The organism is Streptomyces sp. NPDC003077 (assembly GCF_040611095.1).
Lineage (GTDB): Bacteria > Actinomycetota > Actinomycetes > Streptomycetales > Streptomycetaceae > Streptomyces.
On the sequence record NZ_JBEXNM010000041.1, the window covers coordinates 58,942 to 77,327 of the forward strand.

The window sequence follows — 18,386 nt, forward strand, 5'->3', positions numbered from 1 at the left end:
GCGCCCCCGAGGAGAGGCGCCGCCGCACGAGGACACCCCAGCTTGCCCGAGGCGCGCGCCCGGGTCGGCACCGGGTCCCGTTCCGGCGCGCCCGGCGTCGTCGGACGCGCCGGGGGCGGCGACGGACGCGAGGGCCGGGACGGATCCGGGAGGCCGAGGGCACAGCCGTGGGATCGGGGACGGGGACGGGTACGGCGACGAGCCGGTAGCTGACCGAGTATCAGGAGCGGCCGGAACCAGGAGTGCTCGGAACCGGTCGCTGTCGGGACCGGTCGCGGCCGGCCCAGGAACGGCCGGGTCCAGAAGCAGCCGGAACTGGGAGCAATCAGCCCAGAACGGCCGGAACCACGAGCCCCCCGCTCAGGATCGGCCAAGCTCAGAAACGACCGGAACCAGAACGCCCCCGGATCCCTGAGCGACCGATCCCGGCCAGGCCTCAGTACCCCTTCGGTCCCTCCTCCGCCGGCCGTTCCACGGCCCAGGCGACCGGCCAGGCGTGCACCGGGTCGCCGCGGTGCATGAGTTCGCTGTACCGCCGGGTCATCGCCGCCAGCGCCGTGTACCGGTCCAGCCCGTTGCGCAGGGCGTGGTGGAACGCGGCGGCCTGCCAGGACGCCCCGTTGGCGCGGCGTTTGCAGCGCTGGTCGATCACGCCGAGGTACCGGTCGCGGTCGGTGGGCTCCACGCCCCAGGCGTCCAGCCCGGACGCCGCCATCGGCAGCAGTTCCTGCCGCACCAGCCGTGCCGCGGGGATCTGGGCGATGCCGCCGGAGCGCTGGGAGCGGGGCCAGTGGAGTTTCGCCTCGATCCCGTAGCGGCAGGCGTTGTCGAAGTTGGCCTCGGCGGCGGCGAACGGCAGCCGGGACCAGACGGGCCGCGGCTCCTCGGCCAGCGCGCGGACGAGGCCGTAGTAGAAGGCGGCGTTGGCGATGACGTCGGTGACGGTGGGGCCGGCGGGCAGCACCCGGTTCTCCACCCTGAGGTGCGCCACCCCGTTGGAGACGGCATACACCGGGCGGTTCCAGCGGTAGATCGTCCCGTTGTGCAGCACGAGTTCCGCGAGTTCCGGCACGGCTCCCTCGTCCAGGACCCGCAGCGGCTCCTCCTTGCCGGCGATGGGCAGCAGCGGCGGGAAGTAGCGCAGGTTCTCCTCGAAGAGGTCGTAGGCCGACTCGATCCAGCGCTCGCCGAACCACGTGCGCGGGCGCACGCCCTGCGCGCGCAGCTCCGGCGCGCGGGTGTCGGTGGCCTGCTGGAACACCGGCGGCCGGGACTCCCGCCACAGCTCGCGGCCGAAGGCGAAGGGGGCGTTGGCGCCGATCGCCACTTGGACGGCGGCGGCGGACTGGGCGGCGTTCCACACCGCGGCGAACCGCCCGGGAGTGACCTGGAGGTGCAGTTGGACCGAGGTGCAGGCGGCTTCGGGGGCGATCGAGGAGGAGACCGCGACCAGCCGCTCGACGCCCTGGATGTCCAGGGCGAAGTCCTCGCCGCGGGCCGCCCGCATCTGGTCGTTGAGGAGGACGTAGCGGTCGATCTCGGAGAGGTTCGCGGCGACCAGGTCCTCGATGCCCAGGGTCGGCAGAATTCCTATCATCACGATCCGTGCGGCGACCTCGCGGGATTTGCGGTCGGCGTAGGCCAGTCCGGTGCGGAGTTCTTCGGCGAGCTGATCGAGAACGCGGCCCGACAACCGGTGCGGCAGAATGTTTACTTCTAAATTGCACTGCGCCAGTTCGGTTTGGAAATCGCGGCTCGCGATGCGCTCCAGCACCTGCGCGTTCATCATGCGCGGCAGCCCGTCGGCTCCCGCCAGATTCAGCTCTATCTCCAGTCCCATGAGATTGCGCGGGCGGTCGAACCGCTTGTCCTCCAGAAGTATCCCCAATCCCGCGAGGCACTCGTGGAGTTTCCGGCGATAACACTGCCGATCCGTGAGTTCGGCGGCGTGCGCGGCAACCTTCTCCCCCATCGAAGCGTCCCTCCCTTGAGTGGAAGGCCCGCGGCCACCGGCCACAGTGGGCCTTCCCGGCGGTTCCCGGGGTCGCGCTACGGTCGATGATGCCCGGCAATCCGATCGACAACGCCTCATGGCCGGGGCGGGCCCGATAAGATCGGGGAAGAACGCCGTCCGGCACATTCCATGGGCATACGGCGCGGTCCATGGCCGTGCGCATTCCTCTCGTGATAAAGACCGACGAGTTTCGGCCTACCACACCGGTGAAAAAGGGCCAGGTGACGGCCGGGTAACCCCGTGCGAATAGGCCGAAAACACCTGTCCGGCAAGGCCGGAATCCGCCTTGCCGGAAATGCTCCCGGCGGCTAGCGGAAACAAGGTGTGAACATCCGTCGTATAAACTTCGCTGGAGGCAGAGAGTTGGCGCCCAGCGTCGCGGTATTTCCCCCGGTCCTGCGGCACAGCGGCTGACCCCACCGGGCCGCAGCCCCCCGGTCGGCCTTGCTCTGACCCCACACGCTGACAAAGGCGTCCGCACTTGCCCCGCACCACCGTGTCTCCCAAGTGAGAGGCGACCCACCATGCCGCTGCATGTTTCCCCTGCCCCCGCGCCCGCCCTGCGCAGCATCCTCGCCGCCCTCGGTTCCCCCACGGCCGTCAGCGAGGCCCGTACCCCTTCTCTGCGCGCCCAGCAGGGCCCGCTCAGCCCCGAAAGCCCGCTGCCCGTCCACGTCCTGGACGTCCTGGACGACGTCAGCCACCGCGGCTCGCCCCGCACCCGGCTCACCGGCTGGCGGTTCATCGTCCGCAGCGGCGAACGGGCGGTGGCCGCCGCCGAGGCGATGCTCACCGCCGACGGCTGGACCTTCTCGCACTTCTGCGAGGGTCCGTACGTGACCTCGACCGAGCGTGCGCTGCGCCAGGCCGAGTCGCTTCCCGCGCCCTATCAGCCGCGTCTGCTGTTCGTGCCGGAGCTCTACATGCTGACGCTGTGGCTGCACCACGACATCACCGCGGACGGGGCCGAGGGGCTGCCCGCGCCGGGGGACCTGCTGGTGCCGCTCGCCCCGGCGCCGCCCGGCATCGCCGCCCACCGCACGCACCCGGTCGCCGATCTGCTGCCCCGTCTGACGCTCCGTCTCGCGCCGGCGGCACCGCTGCTCGGCTCCACGGCCTGACGAACGCGCGCCGGGCGCACCACCCCGGCGGAAACGCGCCCCGCGACCCCACCGGTCGCGGGGCGCCGTGTCGTGCGCGTCGCGGCCCGTGCCTGACCGGCACCCGGCCGCTCAACCCGCCGGGCCGGGCCTCCACTTGGCGCAACCGCCCGCATGGGTGACGCGTCTTCTTCGGGTGAGGACCGCTGCTGCTAAATCCCTGCGGAATCGCGCGGGCAGGGCAACACTGGTGTGGTCCCCGCGCGGGCGGGGTGGTCCCACTGGGTATCGACCTATTCGAAACGGGGGAGCGGCCGTGAGCACGAAGTCCAGTCCATCGAGCCGCAGCACGACACTCATCACACCGCAGCGAAAGACAGCATCCATGTGCCAGCACCAGCCGCCATGCCCGACAGCAGATTCCACCGACCGGGAGGCCGCCCTTCTCGTGGCGCACCACCCGGAGCAGGGCTGGAGCCTGCTGTGCAACGGCGTCCTCCTGTTCGAGGACACCGGTGAGCTCCTGCCGGACGGGCAGGTCATCGCACCGCACCGACCGCTGGACGTGACCCGGGTGGCCACCGCCGCCTGAGCCGCGGCGTGCGGTGACCGGCGCCCGGTTCGGGACCGGTACGCGGAGCCGGAGGGGCCCGAGCGCCCCAACGGGGCCGGCACCACGTAGCGGAACCGGCGGGAGACCGTCCGGGCGCGCACCGACGACCTTCCGGCATCGGAAGCACAACGGCTGAACACCAGAAGCACAGCACCAGTCAGAGAAAGCCCAGGGCCCCCGGCGCGAAGCCGAGGGCCCTTCGCATGGGCGGGGGCGGTCAGCCCTCGTAGTCCTCCAGCGGCGGGCAGGCGCAGACGAGGTTGCGGTCACCGTAGGCACCGTCGATGCGGCGCACCGGCGGCCAGTACTTGTCCGACGCCACGACGCCCTCCGGGAACACCGCCTCCTCGCGGGAGTAGGGGTGCGTCCACTCGCCACCGAGCATGGCGGCCGTGTGGGGGGCGTTGCGCAGCGGGTTGTCGTCCTTGTCCCACTCCCCCGAGCCGACCTTGTCGATCTCCGCCCGTATGGCGATCATCGCGTCGCAGAACCGGTCGAGCTCGGCCAGGTCCTCGCTCTCGGTGGGCTCGATCATCAGCGTCCCGGCGACCGGGAAGGACATCGTCGGCGCGTGGAAGCCGTAGTCGATGAGCCGCTTGGCCACGTCGTCGATGCTCACGCCGGTCGCCTTGGTCAGCGGCCGGACGTCGATGATGCACTCGTGCGCGACCAGCCCGTTGGGACCGGTGTAGAGCACCGGGTAGTGGTGTTCGAGGCGCTTGGCGATGTAGTTGGCGCCGAGCACCGCCGTCTGGGTGGCGCGCTTGAGGCCCTCGCCGCCCATGAGGCGCACGTACGCCCAGGAGATCGGCAGGATGCCGGCCGAGCCCCACGGCGCCGCCGAGATCGGGCCGACGCCGGTGCGCGGGCCCGCCGTCGGCTGCAGCGGGTGGTTGGGGAGGTACGGCGCCAGGTGGGCGCGGACGGCGACCGGGCCGACGCCCGGGCCGCCGCCGCCGTGCGGGATGCAGAAGGTCTTGTGCAGGTTCAGGTGCGAGACGTCGCCGCCGAACTTGCCCGGCTCGGCGAGGCCGACCAGCGCGTTGAGGTTCGCGCCGTCCACGTACACCTGGCCGCCCGCGTCGTGCACGGCCGCGCAGATCTCGGTGATGTGCGCCTCGAACACGCCGTGGGTGGAGGGGTAGGTCACCATCAGCACCGCCAGTTCGTCGCGGTACTGCTCGATCTTGGCGCGCAGGTCGTCGGTGTCCACCTCGCCGTCCTCGCCGGTCTTGACGACGACGACCTTCATGCCGGCCATGACGGCGCTGGCGGCGTTGGTGCCGTGGGCGGAGGACGGGATCAGGCAGACGGTGCGGCCCTCGTCACCGTTGGCCCGGTGGTACGCGCGGACGGCCAGCAGGCCCGCGAGCTCGCCCTGGGAGCCGGCGTTGGGCTGGAGGGAGACCTTGTCGTAGCCGGTGACGGCCGCCAGCCGCTCCTCCAGCTCCTGAATGAGCGTCAGGTAGCCCTGCGCCTGCTCGACCGGGGCGAAGGGGTGCAGCTGACCGAACTCGGGCCAGGTGACCGGCTCCATCTCGGTGGTGGCGTTGAGCTTCATGGTGCAGGAGCCCAGCGGGATCATGCCGCGGTCCAGCGCGTAGTCGCGGTCGGCGAGCTTGCGCAGGTAGCGCAGCATCGCGGTCTCGGAGCGGTGCTGGTGGAAGACCGGGTGCGTGAGGTACTCGTCGGTGCGCAGCAGCTCGCGCGGCAGCGCGTCCTCCACCTCGGCGTCCAGCGCCTCGATGTCCGCGCGCACGCCGAAGGCGCCCCAGACGGCGGACAGTTGCGCGCGCCCGGTGGTCTCGTCGCAGGCGATGCCGACGAGGTCGGCGTCGACCTGCCGCAGGTTGACCCCGGCCTCGCGGGCCGCGGCGACGACCTCGCCGGCGCGGCCGGGCACCCGTGCGGTCAGGGTGTCGAAGTACGCGTCGTGGACGAGCTCGACGCCGCCCGCGCGCAGGCCCTCGGCGAGGATCGCGGCGTAGCGGTGGGTGCGGCGGGCGATGGTCTTCAGGCCGTCCGGGCCGTGGTAGACGGCGTACATGCCCGCCATGACGGCGAGCAGCACCTGGGCGGTGCAGATGTTGCTGGTGGCCTTCTCGCGGCGGATGTGCTGCTCGCGGGTCTGGAGTGCCAGCCGGTACGCCTGCGTGCCGTCGGCGTCCACCGACACGCCCACCAGCCGGCCCGGCAGGCTGCGCGCGAACTTCTCCCGGACCGCCATGTAGCCGGCGTGCGGGCCGCCGAAGCCCATCGGTACGCCGAACCGCTGGGTCGTACCGACCGCGATGTCCGCGCCCAGCTCGCCGGGCGAGGTGAGCAGCGTCAGGGCCAGCAGGTCGGCGGCGACGGTGACGACCGCGCCCAGCTCGTGCGCCTGCTCGATGACGGGCCGCGGGTCCCGTACGGCGCCGGAGGCGCCCGGGTACTGGAGCAGCACGCCGAAGACACCGCGCTCGGCGACCTCGGCGGGGATGCCCTCGGACAGGTCGGCGACCACGACCTCGACGCCGGTCGGTTCGGCCCGGGTCTCGATGACGGCGATGGTCTGCGGCAGCGCGTCGGCGTCCACCAGGAAGACGCCCTGCTTGACCTTCCCCACCCGGCGGGAGAGCGCCATCGCCTCGGCGGCGGCGGTGCCCTCGTCCAGCAGCGAGGCGCCCGAGGTGGGCAGGCCGGTGAGGTCGGCGACCATCGTCTGGAAGTTGAGCAGCGCCTCCAGGCGGCCCTGCGAGATCTCCGGCTGGTAGGGCGTGTACGCCGTGTACCAGGCGGGGTTCTCCATCACGTTGCGCAGGATCACCGGCGGGGTGAAGGTGCCGTAGTAGCCCAGGCCGATCATCGGGGACAGGACCTGGTTGCGGTCCGCGAGCGCCCGCAGCTCCTGGAGGACCTCCGCCTCCGTACGGCCCTGGGGCAGGCCCAGCGCCTCGGCGCTCTTGATCACGTCCGGGACGGCGGCGGCGGTGAGCTCGTCCAGCGATCCGAAGCCGACCTGCGCGAGCATCTTGGCCCGCGCCTCACGGTCGGGACCGATGTGCCGTTCCTCGAAGGGGATACCGCGTTCGAGGGCGGTCAAAGAGATGCGGTCGGTGGTCATCTGCGGGGGCCTCCTGGTCGTCGCGACCTTGCCGGACACCGCGGCGCGGGTGCCCGGATGGCCTCCCCCTCTGTCATCGCGACCTGAGAGCTTCACCGGCCCGCGGCACACGGACAGGCTTTCACCGTCGGTGAGGGTGGGTTCCGGCGTCGTGCGTCTCCGTGGCCCGCCCTGCTTTCCAGAGTGACCTCGTCCATGCGGTACATGAGCCTGAGAGATTCCGGGGAGGAGTTGCTCCTTCGGCGTCCTCTCCCACACGCCCGAGGCACGTGGTCGAGAACTCTCCCGCACGGGGTCGACAGCCAGGGCCAGCCTACCAGCGCGCTTCCGGGAGTTCGTTCGAGTGGCCGAGGCATGAAATGTGCCGTTTGGTGGTTGTCACAAGGCAGTTCCCGGGCAGCAGCCGACCCGTTGGAGGGACCGTGCAGACCGACATCGACCCCCGGACCCTGATCGGCCGGAAGGCGTTCGACCGCAACGGCGCCAAGATCGGCACCGTGGACGAGGTGTACCTGGACGACGCCACCGGCGAACCGGAGTGGGCCGCGGTGCGCACCGGCCTGTTCAGCCGCGACGCGTTCGTCCCCCTGGAACCCAGCGAACTGGTCGACGGCACCCTGCGCGTGCCCTACGACCGGAAGCTGATCAGGGACGCCCCGGACTTCGGAGTGGGCCGCCACCTCTCCCCCCAGCAGGAGCTCCAGCTCTACCACCACTACCGGCTGGACATCTCCACACCGGGCACCGCCTCCGGACGGGAGGGAACCGCCCCGAATACCGCCTCCGGACGGGAGGAAGCCACCCCGGACACCGCCTCCGGAACGGAGGAGGTGCCTTCGGCCCCGGACAGGACCACCCCCGGCACCGCCCCGCACTCCCCCTCGGGCCCGGACGCGGACCCGCTCGCCGCCGGCCTGTCCTCGGCCACCCCCGGTGTCACGCCCGCCGCCCCGGGTATCACTCCTGCCGCGCCCGCCCCGGACCCGGCCGCTCCGGGTATCGGCTCCCCGGACCCGGCCGCTCCCGGGGCGCCCGCGACCGGCGCCGCCCCGGACGCCTCCTGCGGCCTGCCCTCCTCAGGGGACCGGGAGTTCGGACACGTCGCCGGTATGGAGGACTGACCGTCCTCCGGCCCGCCGACCAGCGGCAGCGGTTCCCCGGGACGCAGCGCCGGATCGTCGACCGCGAACGTCCGCACCCGCCCCGGGCCGGACCACGGCTGTTCGAACCGTACGGTCACCCGGCCCAGCCCACTGCCCTGCACCCACCCCGGGCCGTGCTCCTCGTGCACCACGTCCAGCCCGGGAAGCCATCGCCTCGGCCGCTCCTCGGCCTCTCGTGCTTCCTCCTCCCCCGTCGTCCCCGTGGCCTGCGGCTCCGCCGCCGCCTCCCGCGCCGCAGCCTCCCGCTCGGTCGCCAGCTGGGCGAACAGGTCCTCCTGCGTGAAGTCGGCGAGGCCGCTGACGCCCACGCCCAGCAGGCGCACCCCGCCCGTGGTGTCGACGGTGTCCAGCAACCGGCCCGCCGCCTCCCGGACGACGGCGAGGTCGTCGGTCGGCCCGCGCAGCGTTTCCGATCTGGTCAGCGTCGAGAAGTCGTAGTTGCGCACCTTGAGCACCACCGTCCTCCCCGAGCGCCCGGCCGCCCGCAACCGCCGTACGCACCGCTCCGCCAGCCGCATCACCTCGGCCCGCACCCGCGTCCGGTCGGTCAGATCCACCTCGAAGGTGTCCTCGACCGAGACGGACTTCGCGTCCCGCTCGGCCACCACGGGGCGCTCGTCCCGCCCCAGGGCCATCGCGTACAGCCCGGCTCCGTGCGCCTTGCCCAGCAGCCGCACCAGCTCGTCCTGCCCGGCCTCCGCCGTCTCGGCGACCGTGGTGATCCCGGCCCGCCGCAGCGCCTCGGCCGTCGCCGGCCCCACACCGGGGAGCGTGCGCACCGGCAGCGGCCCCAGCAGCGCCTGCTCCGTCCCCGGCTCGATGACCACCAGGCCGTCCGGCTTGGCCTGCTCCGAAGCGATCTTGGCCAGCATCTTGGCCCCGGCCAGCCCCACCGATCCCGTCAGCCCGGTGTGCTCGCGGATGTCCCGCCGCAGCCGCACACCCACCTCCCGCACGGCCCGGGTGTCCGCCTCGACGCCGCCCGCCTCCAGATCGACGAACGCCTCGTCCAGGCTCAGCGGCTCCACCAGCGGCGACAGGCCGCGCAGCAGCTCCATCACCACCTCGCTCACCCGGCGGTACAGCTCGAAGCGCGGCGTCAGATAGGCGGCGTTGGGGCACAGCCGGCGCGCCTGGGCGGTGGGCATCGCCGATCGCACCCCGAAGACCCGCGCCTCATAGGACGCGGTGGCCACCACCCCGCGCGCGCCCAGCCCGCCGACCACCACGGGTTTTCCCCGCAGGCTCGGCTTCGCCGCCTGCTCCGCGGCGGCGTAGAACGCATCCATGTCCAGATGCAGGATCGTCGGCGCACGTCTCACAGACCCGATGGTGCCGCACGCCACTGACAATCGGCCCGCGCACCGCCCGGGACGGGCCCGCGAGCGCGTCGCGGGAGCGTTCCCCGGCTCCTCCCGGAGCCCCGCCTCCTTCGCGGAGACGGACGGTGTCCGCGCCGCCTCAGCGGGCCCGGCTGTTGCGCCGCCGCGCGAGTTCGTCGTGCGGGTTGTGCCCGGCGAGCGTCTCCCCGGTGTCCACCCGCTCCCCGTGCAACTGCGACAGGGCGCTCTCCACGTCCCGCCACACCACGCCCACGGCGATCCCGAAGACGCCCTGGCCGCCCTGGAGCAGTTCGACGACCTCGTCGGGCGAGGTGCACTCGTACACGGTCGCGCCGTCGCTCATCAGGGTCATCCGCGCCAGGTCCGCCAGCCCCCGCGAGCGGAGGTGCTGCACGGCCGTACGGATGTTCTGCAGGGAGACGCCGGTGTCCAGCAGCCGCTTGACGATCTTCAGGACGACGACGTCCCGGAAGTTGTACAGCCGCTGGGTGCCCGAGCCGTACGCGGGACGCACGCTCGGCTCCACGAGCCCCGTACGGGCCCAGTAGTCCAGTTGCCGGTAGGTGATGCCGGCCGCCGCACACGCGGTCGGGCCGCGGTACCCGATGGCCTCCGCCGCGTGCTCCCCTGGCACCACCACGGCCTGTGCCGGGGTGCGGTGGGCCGCGCCAGTGGGGAACGGCAGCGCCTCTTCCGCCGCCATTCCGTCGCCGGTGATTGCCACGCCGACCTCCGTCCTCCACGTCCCGGACGGGACCTGCCTCATCGACGGTATGCAGTCACTACGGGTGCGTCAACGATCGCCGCGCTCGCCACGCCGAGTGATAATCACCCTACGAGTGGTTTCCCGTGACCTTGCGCGGGGAAAGCGTACTCGAATGGCGGGGGGCGGGCCGAAGCCCGCCCCCCGCACCCGCCGTGACCGGCGGTCTCACTGGCTGTTGGTCCCGAAGTCCTCGGGCGAGATCTGGTCGAGGAACTCGCGGAACTTCTCCACCTCGTCCTCCTGCTCGTCCGGGATGGCGATGCCCGCGTCGTCCAGCACCCCGTCGGTGCCGTAGATCGGGGTCCCGGTACGCAGGGCCAACGCTATGGCGTCCGAAGGACGGGCGCTGACCTCCACCCCGCTGGCGAAGACCAGTTCGGCGTAGAAAACCCCCTCGCGCAGATCCGTGATCCGGACCTGGGTCAGTTCCTGGCCCACCGCTTCGAGCACGTCCTTGAACAGGTCGTGCGTCAGCGGCCTGGCAGGGGCCATGCCCTGCTGGGCGAAGGCGATGGCGGTGGCCTCCCCCGGCCCGATCCAAATGGGCAGGTAACGATCGCCTCCTACCTCCCGTAGGAGCACGATCGGTTGGTTGGAAGGCATTTCCACCCGGACACCCACAACGTCGAGCTCGTTCACACAGCAACCCTAGGACGTGCCCGGCGGGTTTGGGTAGTCGGGCACCCCATTGCTCGGAGCCGGGACCCGTCGCCGAGGCGGCGCCGTTCGCCCGAAGGGCGGGCCGGACGGCTTCCCCGGCTTCGGCCGGGAGGTACCCCGGATACGTACGAACGCGCGGGGGAAGGGCCTTCCCGGACACTCCCCGCGTACCTGCGCGGGGCACCCTCGACCTCGGCGGGTACCTCGTTCGCCCGGCCCTACCGCACGCGAAGAGCGGCTTGGAGCAGTGCGGCGTGCAGGCGCACGGAGAGGGTCGCCAGCTCCCGCGCGGTCGCCTCGGCGTGCGCCCTGGTCTGCGGATTGCGGTGCCGGCGCAGCGGCGCGACGATCTGCTCCACCAGCCCCGCCTCGCGCTCGGCGGACGCCTTGATGGCGCGCAGGTGACGCGGTTCCAGCCCGAAGCGGCCCAGCTCCGCCACCAGCTTGGCGACCGTGACGGCCTCGACGTCGTACGCGCCGTCGGCGACCGGGGCGATGAGCCCGTACGCCTCCCAGTCGGCCAGGTCGCTCTCCTCGACCTCGGCGGCGGCCAGCAGCTCGGCCCGGCCGACACGAGCGGCCGTCGCCCCCTCGGCGGCCGGATCGGGCCACGCCTCCAGCCCGTCCACCAGTTCCCGTGCCGGAGGAGCCGCGGGGGCGGGAAGGGGCACCTGCTCGCCCCGCTCCATGGCGTCCAGGTACTCCCGGATCACCTTCAACGGCAGGTAGTGGTCACGCTGCAGCCGCAGGACCCCCGCCAGCCGCTGCACGTCGGCGGGGGTGAACTTGCGGTACCCGGAGGGTGTGCGCTGGGGCTCGACCAGTCCCTCCGCCTCCAGGAAGCGGATCTTGGAAATGGTGACCTCGGGGAACTCGTCCCGCAGCACATTGAGCACCGCGCCGATGCTCATCGGCTTGCCGTCCGCGAAGGCGGCGCCGGTCGCACCGGCGCCGCCCGACGGATTGCGCTGCATCTGCCGCCCCTGACCGGTCAGCGGCCGACCGCCCGCTGGCTGGCGTAGAAGACCAGCCGGTACTTGCCGATCTGCACCTCGTCGCCGTTGGTCAGGGCGACCGAGTCGATCCGCTCGCGGTTGACGTACGTGCCGTTCAGGCTGCCGACGTCGGCGACGGTGAAGCCACCGTCCTGGCCGCGGCGGAACTCCACGTGCCGCCGGGAGACCGTCACGTCGTCCAGGAAGATGTCACTCTGCGGGTGGCGGCCCGCCGTCGTCAGGTCGCCGTCCAGAAGGAAACGGCTGCCCGAATTCGGGCCCCGGCGCACCACCAGGAGCGCGGACCCCATTGGCAGCGCCTCGACGGCGGCCTGCGCCTCCGGGGAGAGTGCCGGGAAGGGCGTCTGCCCCGTGGTCTCCGAGTCGTACGCCTCCAGCCCCGAGATGGAGATGGTGGAGGTGGTCTCGGACGCGCGCTCCCCCAGGGCTCCGGCGTGCAGCGGTGTGCCGCAGTTGGAGCAGAACCGGGCGTCTCTCGTGTTCTGGTGCCCACACCGCTGACAGATCGGCAACCCAGACCCTCCGCCCGTGTTCGAGGCCGACGCCCCGGAACCTATAGGACCGGCGCCGTGTCCGCCGGAAGACTCACCGACCTGATCGCGGAAGAGCGGCCGGTCCTGGCCTGCCATGGTCTCCTCGGGCTGACGCGAGGCGCGGTGCCGAGCCGAACCGCTGCCGCCCTCCTGGCGCGCGCTCTTGCCGAACAACTTTGCAAACAACTTCACGGGCGATTCCCCTTGAACGAAACAGACCCGCCCGTGGGGCAGGACGAACCCTTGATGCACACACCGGCCGATCCGGACATCCGGTGAACGTCCGTGGCCTTCCTACAGTTTCCACCACGCACCACCCCCGCGGTGCGCCGACCCCCCGCTCCGTCATGCCCTATCTGGTTCCTCGTCATACCTGCCGGCTTCACTGCGAAGACGACCGAGCGTAGTCAGGCCGCTTCGCCTGCCGCAAGGCATCCACGATGATCTTCTCCTCACGGGTCACAGACACCTTGGCCTGCTCCTTCTCCAAAGTCTGAACCACTCCCCCAGGGATGTTCAGCGCGGGTTCCAGGTCCTCGGGCTTGCCGATCACCTTGAAACGGTAGGGCTGGGCGAGCTGCCGACCGTCGATCCGCACCCCGCCCTTCTCGTCCGAGAAGTACGTGCCGGCGACCACCCGCACGCCGTTGACCTGAATGGCCTCCGCGCCGGCCGCGCGCAGCTCCTGGATGGTGTCCAGGAGCTTGTCCGCCTCGACCGAGTGCGACGGGTCGTCGATGGTCAGGTCGATGCCGGGCCCCTGGGCCGCGACCGTACCCGCCAGCACTCCGAGCTGCCGTTCCTTCTCCACCGTCTGCTTCCGGGCCTCCTCGGCCTGGTCGGAGCTGTTCTCCAGCTCCGCCTTCTGGCCTTCCAACCTGCGCTGTTCGTCGGTGAGCCGCTGCGAGCGGTTGTCCAGCTCGTCCAGGATGCGTACCAGGTCCTCCTGGCGCGCCCCGCGCAGCGCACTGCTGTCACTGGTGGAACGTACCTGAATCGCCAGCCCGAGACCGAGAATGAACAGCAGGAGGGCGACGATCAGTTGAGCCCGGGTCACCCGAGGCGGCCACAGGCCCGCCCACAGCCGCTGCCGGCCCGTCCTGCCGTCGGCTCCCGCGCCGGCCTCCCCGGCGGCCGGGGGCCCCGGCTCCGCCGGCGCGCCGGGGCCCGGCGGGCTCTCCGGCGGCATCGGCTGCCGCCTGCCCGCGCCCCAGCTCCCCAGGCCCTTCCGCGGCGGCCCCGGCGTGCCGTCCTGCTCCGGCGTTCCGTCCGTCATCGGCCTCACGCCCTGAAGACGTGCCGGCGGATGGCGGCGGCGTTGGAGAAGATGCGGATGCCGAGCACCACGACCACGCCGGTGGAGAGTTGGGCGCCGACGCCCAGCTTGTCACCGAGGAAGACGATCAGCGCGGCCACGACCACGTTCGAGAGGAAGGAGACGACGAAGACCTTGTCGTCGAAGATGCCGTCCAGCATGGCGCGCAGGCCGCCGAACACCGCGTCCAGCGCCGCGACGACGGCGATCGGGAGGTAGGGCTCGACCACCGTCGGCACCACGGGCCGGACCACCAGCCCGACCACGACTCCCACGATGAGGCCCAGTACGGCGATCACGATGTGCCCTTCCCTGTGTCGGCGCCGTCCGCCCCGGCGGCACCGGCCTTCGGCTGTGCGATACGTACGGTCAAACTGGGCGCAGGCGGCAACCTGACCTCGTTCTCGGTGGAAATCTTGGCGCGGATGCCGAAGTCCTCCTGCAGGACGCGCAGATACTGTCCGTCGGCCCCGTCCTGGAACGCGGTGCTCAGCCGCCGCCCGTCCCCCACCGCCAGCACGGTGTACGGCGGTGCCAGTGGCTTGTTGTCGACCAGTATGGCGTCTCCCGCGGCCCTGATCGCCGAGAGTGAGATAAGTCGCTGCCCGTTCACGGCGATCGCCTCCGCACCGGCCGCCCAGAGCCCGTTGACCACGCGCTGCACATCGCGGTCGCGCAGCCGGCCGGTGTCGGAGAAACCGCTGCTCTCCCGCGGGCCGCCGCCGCTGGACTGGGCACCCTTGGCGTCGTCCAGCACCAACTTCACGCCCGGCCCCGAAACCTGGGTGGCGCCCGCGAGCAGTGCGGAGAGCTCGGTGCGGTCCCCGCCGTGCTGTTTGAGGGCTTCGCGTTGCATGGTGCCCACGTCGTCCCGCAGCGCGTCGACGCGTTTTTGCTGGTCGTCCGCCTCCGCGGTGCCCTGTTCGATACGGTGGATGAGCTCCTCGCGCTCCTTGGCGAGCGTCGGGGCGGATATCCGGGCCTGGGCGGCCCCCACCGTGACCACCACCGCCGCCAGCACCAGGCCGGCCGCCAGCCCCAACTTGGCGCGCAGCGTACGCGGCAACCCCCGCGTGCCCGCCGCCGCCTTCCGCTCGGCCGCCTCGGCGTAACCGTCGTCGAGGCTGTGGTTCATGACGTTGGTCAGCAGCGACATGGACGCATCGGGGCGGGTGGCCTGCCAGGGGGTGCTCCGATGCGGTTGCTGCTGCGACATGCCGCACATCGTCGCACGTCGGCGGCGCGGTCACGCAATGGCCCCACCGGCGCGCCGGGGACGCGGCGCGCCGGTGTTCCGGATCAGCGGCCGGCGCTGTCGACCACCGCGGACCACTCGTCCAGGAGCTGCTGCGCGGAGGCGTCGTCCGGGCCCTCCGCCCACAGGTGCGTGACGGCCTCCGCCGGGTCCGGGAGCACCATCACCCAGCGGCCGTCGGCCTCCACGACCCGTACGCCGTCCGTGGTGTCCACCGACCGGTCTCCCGCGGCCTCCACGACGGTCCGCATGACCAGGCCCTTGACCGCCCACGGGGTCGCCAGGTCGCGCCGCAGCACGTGGGCCCGCGGGATGCGCGCGTCGATCTGACTGAGGGTGAGCTGCGTACGGGCCACCAGCCCGATCAGCCGGGCGAACGCGGCCGTGCCGTCGAAGACGCTGCTGAACTCCGGCACGATGAAGCCGCCACGCCCGTCACCGCCGAAGATGGTGTCGTCGCCGCGCCCCACCCGGGTCAGGTCGTCCGGCGAGGTGGCCGTCCACTCCACCTGGGTGCCGTGGTAGGCGGCGACCTGCTCGGCGATCCGGGTGGTGGTCACCGGCAGGGCCACCCGCCCGCTGCGCCGCTCGGCGGCGACGAGGTCCAGCATGACCAGCAGCGCCCGGTCGTCCTCGATGATCCGTCCCTGCTCGTCCACCAGGGACAGCCGCTCGCCCACCGGGTCGAAGCGCACGCCGAACGCGGCCCGCGCCGAAGAAACGATTTCTCCCAAGCGGACCAAGCCCTCGCGCCGGGCCTCGGCGGTCTCGGTGGGCCGCAGCTCGTCCAGACCCGGGTTGATGGTCAGCGAGTCGACGCCGAGCCTGCCAAGAAGGCTAGGCAGGACGAGGCCCGCGCTGCCGTTGGAGGCGTCCACCACGACCTTGAGGCCCGCCTCGCTGATGCCCCTGTTGTCGATGCTGCGCAACAGGGAACCGGTGTACGAGTCGAAGACGCTGGAGGGGAAGCTCAGGTCACCGATCTCGCCAGGGAACGCCCGGCGGTACTCCTGGCGCGCGTAGACGCGGTCGAGCTTGCGCTGACCGGCCTGGGACAGGTCGGCCCCGCGCTCGTCGAAGAACATGATGTCGACGGAGTCGGGCACCCCCGGCGTCGTCCGCACCATGATCCCGCCGGCGCTGCCGCGGGCGGTCTGCTGCCTGGCCACCGGGAGCGGGACGTTCTCCAGGTCGCGCACGTCGATGGCGCTCGCCTGGAGCGCGGAGATGACCGCCCTCTTCAGCGCGCGGGCACCACGGGAGTGATCCCGCGCGGTGGTGACGGTGGAACCTTTCTTCAGCGTCGTGGCATACGCGCCGGCGAGCCGCACCGCGAGCTCGGGCGTGATCTCGACGTTGAGGATGCCGGACACGCCGCGCGCCCCGAAGAGGTGCGCCTGCCCCCGGGACTCCCAGATCACCGACGTGTTGACGAACGCGCCGGCCTCCACCGTCTTGAACGGGTAGACCCGCACGTTCCCCTGCACGATCGATTCCTCGCCGACGAGGCACTCGTCGCCGATGACCGCGCCGTCCTCGATCCGGGCGGCCCGCATCACGTCGGTGTTCTTGCCGATCACGCAACCGCGCAGGTTGCTCTGCTGGCCGATGTAGACGTTGTCGTGCACCACGGTCTTGTGGAGGAAGGCGCCACTCTTGACGACGACGTTGGAGCCGACGACGGTGTGCTCCCGGATCTCCGCCCCGGCTTCGATCTTCGCGTAGTCACCGATGTACAGCGGCCCGCGCAGAACGGCGTCCGGATGCACCTCGGCGCCCTCCGCGACCCACACGCCCGGTGAGATCTCGAAGCCGTCGATGTCGACGTCGACCTTGCCCTCAAGGACGTCGGCCTGGGCCTTGACGTAACTCTCGTGGGTCCCGACATCCTCCCAGTAGCCCTCGGCGATATAGCCGTAGATCGGCTTGCCTTCCTTCATCAGCTGCGGGAAGACGTCACCCGACCAGTCCACGGAGACATCCGGTTCGACGTAGTCGAAGACCTCCGGCTCCATGACGTAAATACCGGTGTTCACCGTGTCCGAGAACACCTGCCCCCAAGTGGGCTTCTCCAGGAAGCGTTCGACCTTGCCCTCTTCGTCGACGATGGTGATGCCGAATTCCAGCGGGTTGGGAACCCTGGTCAGACAGACGGTGACCAGCGCGCCCTTCTCCTTGTGGAACCGGATCAGATCGGTCAGGTCGAAGTCGGTGAGCGCGTCACCGGAGATCACGAGGAAAGCGTCGTCCCGGAGGGCCTCCTCTGCGTTCTTCACACTTCCGGCGGTCCCCAGTGGCTTTTCCTCATTGGCGTAGGTGAGCTCCATACCGAGCTCTTCGCCATCGCCGAAATAGTTGCGTACGAGCGACGCGAGGAATTGCACGGTCACTACGGTCTCGGTGAGGCCATGCCGTTTCAGCAACCGCAGCACATGCTCCATGATCGGCCTATTGGCCACGGGCAACAGAGGCTTGGGCATGCTCGACGTCATCGGGCGAAGGCGCGTGCCCTCGCCGCCGGCCATCACAACGGCCTTCATGTCGGAAGCGTCCTCCTCGAAAGAGACGACAATCTTGCCGACCTCGCCCGTCCGAGGCATCGGATGCCCGCCATCGAACATGCCGGGCATCCGGATCTCGGCCAGGCCGCCTATGCGGCGGACTCAGTCGGCCGTGGCATCCGCCTTGATCAATCGGCGGACCTGGACCACGTAGAGGATCCCTGCCCACCAATACAGAGCCGTACCCCATCCTGCGAACGCCCATCCGAAAATGGCCGCGGGCGTACTAAGCCAGTTGTCCACGTCGCTGAGCAGCAGCAACGGGAACGCGTACATCAAGTTGAATGTAGCCGCCTTGCCCAGGAAGTTCACCTGGGGTGGACCGTACCGGTGCCGGGCCAGCGCACTCACCGCGATCAACAGCATCAACTCGCGCGCCACAAGGGCCGCGGTCAACCACCACGGAAGGATCTCGCGCCACGTCAAACCGACCAGTGTGGACAGAATGTAGAGCCGGTCGGCCGCAGGATCGAGAATGCGCCCGAGACTGCTGACCTGATTCCAACGGCGGGCCAGCTTCCCGTCGAGGTAGTCACTGACGCCGCTGAGCGCGAGGACGGCCAGAGCCCAGTAGTTGGCACTCTCAGGGCCGTCGAACTCCGGCCACAGGATCAACCACAAGAACAAGGGCACGCCGACGAGACGGGCCATGCTCAGAATGTTCGGGATGGTGAGGACGCGATCCGTCTGGATCTGCGTCTCCTGGACCTCCACCCGGGGGCCTCCTGTGGGGAACGTACCAACGATGCCCACTGACCTTACCTGGACCGTACCGAGCGGCACGCCGCGGGGTCCCGGCCACGAACGCGAGAAAGCCCCGCCGGGAACCCTAAGGCTCCCAACGGGGCTTTCTTCAAAAATTGTTCGGCGGCGTCCTACTCTCCCACAAAGTCCCCTCTGCAGTACCATCGGCGCTGAAAGGCTTAGCTTCCGGGTTCGAAATG

At 70.9% G+C, this 18,386-nt stretch carries 14 protein-coding genes, 1 rRNA gene, 1 pseudogene and 1 riboswitch; of the genes and pseudogenes, 3 read left to right on the plus strand and 13 right to left on the minus strand.

What is annotated here, in order from left to right:
* Positions 1 to 436 precede the first annotated feature (436 nt).
* The gene (locus ABZX96_RS24725; protein ID WP_355548325.1) at positions 437 to 1,972 is read right to left on the minus strand and encodes a glutamate--cysteine ligase; all 1,536 of its coding nucleotides are present in this window, start codon (positions 1,970 to 1,972) and stop codon (positions 437 to 439) included.
* Between the two features lie 566 nt (positions 1,973 to 2,538).
* On the opposite strand from ABZX96_RS24725, the gene ABZX96_RS24730 reads away from it, so the two are divergent.
* Together ABZX96_RS24730 and ABZX96_RS24735 are read left to right on the plus strand one after the other, a co-directional pair.
* Positions 2,539 to 3,135: a hypothetical protein gene (locus tag ABZX96_RS24730; RefSeq protein WP_355548328.1), complete on the plus strand. Its 597-nt coding sequence runs from the start codon at positions 2,539 to 2,541 to the stop codon at positions 3,133 to 3,135.
* Between the two features lie 364 nt (positions 3,136 to 3,499).
* Positions 3,500 to 3,706 carry a DUF5999 family protein gene (locus ABZX96_RS24735; RefSeq protein ID WP_355548331.1) on the plus strand — a complete coding sequence of 69 codons (207 nt, stop codon included), beginning with the start codon at positions 3,500 to 3,502 and terminating at the stop codon, positions 3,704 to 3,706.
* A 238-nt stretch (positions 3,707 to 3,944) separates the two neighbouring features.
* Here the strand turns inward: ABZX96_RS24735 and gcvP are convergent, their stop codons facing one another.
* On the minus strand, positions 3,945 to 6,830 hold the full coding sequence (gene gcvP / locus ABZX96_RS24740; protein WP_355548334.1) for an aminomethyl-transferring glycine dehydrogenase: 2,886 nt from the start codon (positions 6,828 to 6,830) through the stop codon (positions 3,945 to 3,947).
* Positions 6,831 to 7,018: 188 nt separating this feature from the next.
* Positions 7,019 to 7,128: riboswitch (glycine riboswitch) on the minus strand.
* A gap of 124 nt (positions 7,129 to 7,252) precedes the next feature.
* On the opposite strand from gcvP, the pseudogene ABZX96_RS24745 reads away from it, so the two are divergent.
* Positions 7,253 to 7,564: pseudogene (locus ABZX96_RS24745) on the plus strand (PRC-barrel domain-containing protein); the annotation flags it as partial.
* Here ABZX96_RS24745 and ABZX96_RS24750 read toward each other — a convergent pair.
* The 11 genes from ABZX96_RS24750 to rrf form a co-directional block, all read right to left on the minus strand.
* Positions 7,546 to 9,315: a DNA polymerase IV gene (locus ABZX96_RS24750; RefSeq protein WP_355548336.1), complete on the minus strand. Its 1,770-nt coding sequence runs from the start codon at positions 9,313 to 9,315 to the stop codon at positions 7,546 to 7,548. The pseudogene ABZX96_RS24745 and the gene ABZX96_RS24750 overlap by 19 nt on opposite strands.
* A gap of 139 nt (positions 9,316 to 9,454) precedes the next feature.
* Positions 9,455 to 10,060, minus strand: a complete 606-nt coding sequence (locus ABZX96_RS24755) for a MerR family transcriptional regulator (protein WP_355548339.1) — start codon at positions 10,058 to 10,060, stop codon at positions 9,455 to 9,457.
* 207 nt (positions 10,061 to 10,267) lie between these two features.
* Positions 10,268 to 10,741 (minus strand): bifunctional nuclease family protein, encoded by a 474-nt coding sequence (locus tag ABZX96_RS24760; protein WP_003984965.1) that lies wholly within the window; start codon positions 10,739 to 10,741, stop codon positions 10,268 to 10,270.
* 239 nt (positions 10,742 to 10,980) lie between these two features.
* A complete protein-coding gene (locus ABZX96_RS24765) occupies positions 10,981 to 11,736 on the minus strand; it encodes a MerR family transcriptional regulator (RefSeq protein WP_355548343.1) in 756 nt (251 codons plus the stop codon).
* A 17-nt stretch (positions 11,737 to 11,753) separates the two neighbouring features.
* Entirely contained in the window at positions 11,754 to 12,290 is a 537-nt protein-coding gene (locus ABZX96_RS24770) for an FHA domain-containing protein (RefSeq protein WP_355548346.1), read from the minus strand.
* Between the two features lie 403 nt (positions 12,291 to 12,693).
* A complete protein-coding gene (locus tag ABZX96_RS24775; RefSeq protein WP_355548349.1) occupies positions 12,694 to 13,587 on the minus strand; it encodes a DUF881 domain-containing protein in 894 nt (297 codons plus the stop codon).
* 5 nt (positions 13,588 to 13,592) lie between these two features.
* The gene (locus ABZX96_RS24780) at positions 13,593 to 13,925 is read right to left on the minus strand and encodes a small basic family protein (RefSeq protein ID WP_003984969.1); all 333 of its coding nucleotides are present in this window, start codon (positions 13,923 to 13,925) and stop codon (positions 13,593 to 13,595) included.
* Positions 13,922 to 14,842: a DUF881 domain-containing protein gene (locus tag ABZX96_RS24785; protein ID WP_355548352.1), complete on the minus strand. Its 921-nt coding sequence runs from the start codon at positions 14,840 to 14,842 to the stop codon at positions 13,922 to 13,924. Before ABZX96_RS24785 ends, ABZX96_RS24780 begins: the two co-directional genes overlap by 4 nt.
* 83 nt (positions 14,843 to 14,925) lie before the next feature.
* Entirely contained in the window at positions 14,926 to 17,421 is a 2,496-nt protein-coding gene (locus ABZX96_RS24790) for a mannose-1-phosphate guanyltransferase (protein WP_355548355.1), read from the minus strand.
* A 123-nt stretch (positions 17,422 to 17,544) separates the two neighbouring features.
* A complete protein-coding gene (locus ABZX96_RS24795; RefSeq protein WP_355548358.1) occupies positions 17,545 to 18,156 on the minus strand; it encodes a CDP-alcohol phosphatidyltransferase family protein in 612 nt (203 codons plus the stop codon).
* Between the two features lie 148 nt (positions 18,157 to 18,304).
* Positions 18,305 to 18,386 (minus strand): 5S ribosomal RNA (gene rrf / locus ABZX96_RS24800); the annotation flags it as partial.